At 36.9% G+C, this 2,715-nt stretch carries 3 protein-coding genes, 1 tRNA gene and 1 pseudogene; all 5 read right to left on the bottom strand.

The features are described from left to right. Positions 1 to 258: 258 nt before the first annotated feature. A complete protein-coding gene (locus tag ACKI5B_RS11585) occupies positions 259 to 690 on the bottom strand; it encodes a hypothetical protein (RefSeq protein WP_407428914.1) in 432 nt (143 codons plus the stop codon). A gap of 39 nt (positions 691 to 729) precedes the next feature. Continuing rightward, positions 730 to 1,683: an ornithine carbamoyltransferase gene (argF, locus tag ACKI5B_RS11580; RefSeq protein WP_407428912.1), complete on the bottom strand. Its 954-nt coding sequence runs from the start codon at positions 1,681 to 1,683 to the stop codon at positions 730 to 732. 133 nt (positions 1,684 to 1,816) lie between these two features. Next, a tRNA-Met gene (locus ACKI5B_RS11575) sits at positions 1,817 to 1,889 on the bottom strand. Between the two features lie 70 nt (positions 1,890 to 1,959). Then, the gene (nrdR, locus tag ACKI5B_RS11570; RefSeq protein WP_407428910.1) at positions 1,960 to 2,460 is read right to left on the bottom strand and encodes a transcriptional regulator NrdR; all 501 of its coding nucleotides are present in this window, start codon (positions 2,458 to 2,460) and stop codon (positions 1,960 to 1,962) included. Positions 2,461 to 2,492: 32 nt separating this feature from the next. After that, a pseudogene (locus tag ACKI5B_RS11565) lies at positions 2,493 to 2,715 on the bottom strand (hypothetical protein); the annotation flags it as partial.

Here is a 2,715-nt window from a genome sequence, read left to right as displayed (position 1 = left end):
ATAATTTAAATTTAATTTTTTTAAAATGTCTGCCATTGCCAGACAGCTGAAAATAGCATCGCCGTCCGGATCTTTGTGCGCTGCTATATAAAAAAAAGTGTGATTTTTTAAAAATTGTGAAAACTCTGAAATTTTCTCGTCAGAAATAATATTCATTTTTTTACCTCAAATTGATTTCAATTTAAAAAATATAAGGGCTGTAATGAAGAAAATCTTCATAAAACAGCCCTTTTTCAGTTAAAGCGCGTTAAGTAAGATTTAGTAAGCTATTTCAAGTGTTTCTTTGTCAGCGTCATCTACTTTTACACTGCTGTCTGCAACACCCCAAACCGGATTATTCCTTGAGGTTGGCATAGTCATAATAACCCGCTCAAAAGAACCATCTCTGCTAATAACAGTCATGTAAGGCTGCATAGTTTTTGGGCATGAACGGAATGTAAGTTTTGAATCAGTTCGAGCAGCACTAGAATACCATTTTTTTGGAATGGTTACATTTCCTACTTCACGATGACCTTTTGCATACATAACAATGTAGGCATCTTTTTGATCAAGAACTTTATAGATTAGAACATTCCGGTAAGAAACTGCTGCTTCCTGAAATTCGTATTTGTAATCTGCCTTTTCTTTTGCTGTAGCAGAAAACAAAACACCTGCACAAATTAAAGCCGATAAAATAAAAAGCTTTTTCATATTAAAATCTCCTTTTAATTAACAAAGTCTGTTCTTTACCTAAATCAATGCGAGCATAATAGCCTTAATAGTATGCTTGCGGTTTTCTGCTTCGTCCCACACCTTGCTTGCGGAACTTTCGAAAACTTCTTCGGTAACTTCCTGCCCTGTGACAGCCGGCAGACAGTGCATGAAAATTGTAGTGTTTTTGCCTGTAGCTGACATGAGCTCTTTATTTACCTGATAAGGTGAAAGAAGCCGTGTTCGTTCTTCTTTGAGCGATTCTTCGCCCATTGAAACCCACACATCAGTATAAAGGCAATCTGCTCCTTTTACAACAGAAATTTGATCAGAAATTTCAATTTTTGCACCGCTTTTTGCAGCCAGCGGAGCACAGATGTCCTGAATATCTTTTGGAGGAAAGAGTTCTTTTGGTGCGTAAATGGCAAAATTTATACCAAGTTTTGCTGAGATAATCATTAGCGAGCGGGCAACGTTATTACGACCGTCGCCGCAGAAAACCCATTTTAACCCTTTGAGAGTTCCGAAGTTTTCTTTCAAGGTCATGATATCAGCTAAAGCCTGAGTAGGATGAAAATCATCTGTAAGTCCATTAATTACAGGAATACCTGAAAACTCTGCCAGCTGTTTTACATGTTCCTGTTTGAACCCACGGAATTCTATTGCACTGAACATTCGCCCCAAAACGCGGGCTGTATCTTTTACAGTTTCTTTACCGCCAAGCTGAATATCTAGAGTTGACATAAAAACCGGATGACCGCCTTCTTCTCCAAAAGCAGTCTCAAATGATGAGCGTGTACGTGTTGAACGTTTTTCAAAAATAAGTGCTATTGTTTTGCCTAGAAAACGCTGATGAATTTCTCCTGCATGTGCCTGTTTTTTAACGAGAAATGCATAATCTAGAATCTGGAGAATTTCATCCGGTTCGTAATCAAGCCAAGTGAGCAGAGAACGCCCCTTGAACGGTGAATCAAATTTTTCTGCTTGAATCATAAAGTATTCTATAATTATGAAAATTTTTAGTCAACTGTTTCTATTAGAAGTATCTGTGTGGATTGAACCATGGGTTCAAGTCCGTAAATAAAAAAGAAAACCCACGCTAAAAATAACGTGGGTTTTGAATAGGTAGGGGCAATAGGACTTGAACCTATGACATACGGAATATGAGTCCGGTGTTCTACCAGCTGGACTATGCCCCCAAGTGATTATCATATATTATAGAAAAGCTGAAAAATAGTCAATAGTATAAAGCATAAAAATTAAAAAAAATTACTTTTTTTCAGTTTTTTCTGTTTTGACCGTATCTGTTGTTTTTGATTTTTTTAGTTTTTTTACTTCACTGATAAATTCATCTAAATCTTCAAAATTTCTGTAGACAGATGCAAAACGAATATAAGCAACTTTATCAACAGTATGAAGCCGTTCAAGAATTATTTCTCCTAAATCAGCTGTTGAAATTTCACGGGAACTCTTTCCTTTTATGAAAGCAGAATCTTCAATATCGTTGATAATATTTTCCTTTGTGCTTGAAGATACAGGGCGTTTTTCAAGAGCCCGTTCAATTCCCTTTTCAATTTTTGTACGGTCAAAAGGCTGTCTCCGGCCATCACGTTTTATAACCATAAATGGTTTTTCTTCGATTCGTTCGTAGCTTGTAAATCTTATTCCACAGCTTACACATTCACGTCTTCTGCGAATTGACTCACCGTTTGCCATCGTTCTTGATTCAAGTACTTTGTCGTCAAGACTGCCGCAATATGGACATCTCATATTTTTTATCCTTTTATTTTTTTAGGATTTTATTAATTTCTGTTCTGAATTGCAAGGGATTTTTCGTATCCTTCTTTCATTGCGGTGTGGAAAAGTTTTGGAAAAAGTACGAATGCCTTGAAAACTGAATCAGTACCACCTCTTGAAAGCCATGCTTTGTTCAGACGACTCCAGAATGTTGATATGCGCGGAATAAAAGAAAGTGTAAGGGCTAGTGAAGTCGGAGGCCAAGGCGGTCTTAGGAAGACAAATGTC

The sequence above is a fragment of the Treponema sp. genome (assembly GCF_045657965.1).
Taxonomy (GTDB): domain Bacteria; phylum Spirochaetota; class Spirochaetia; order Treponematales; family Treponemataceae; genus Treponema_D.
The sequence above is the reverse complement of the archived record's forward strand: the minus strand, read 5'-3'. Positions and strand labels throughout refer to the sequence as shown.

Coding starts and splice junctions, on each gene's coding strand:
- ACKI5B_RS11585 (WP_407428914.1), bottom strand. CDS start 690: ATGAAAAAGCTTTTTATTTTATCGGCTTTAATTTGTGCAGGTGTTTTG.
- argF (WP_407428912.1), bottom strand. CDS start 1,683: ATGATTCAAGCAGAAAAATTTGATTCACCGTTCAAGGGGCGTTCTCTG.
- nrdR (WP_407428910.1), bottom strand. CDS start 2,460: ATGAGATGTCCATATTGCGGCAGTCTTGACGACAAAGTACTTGAATCA.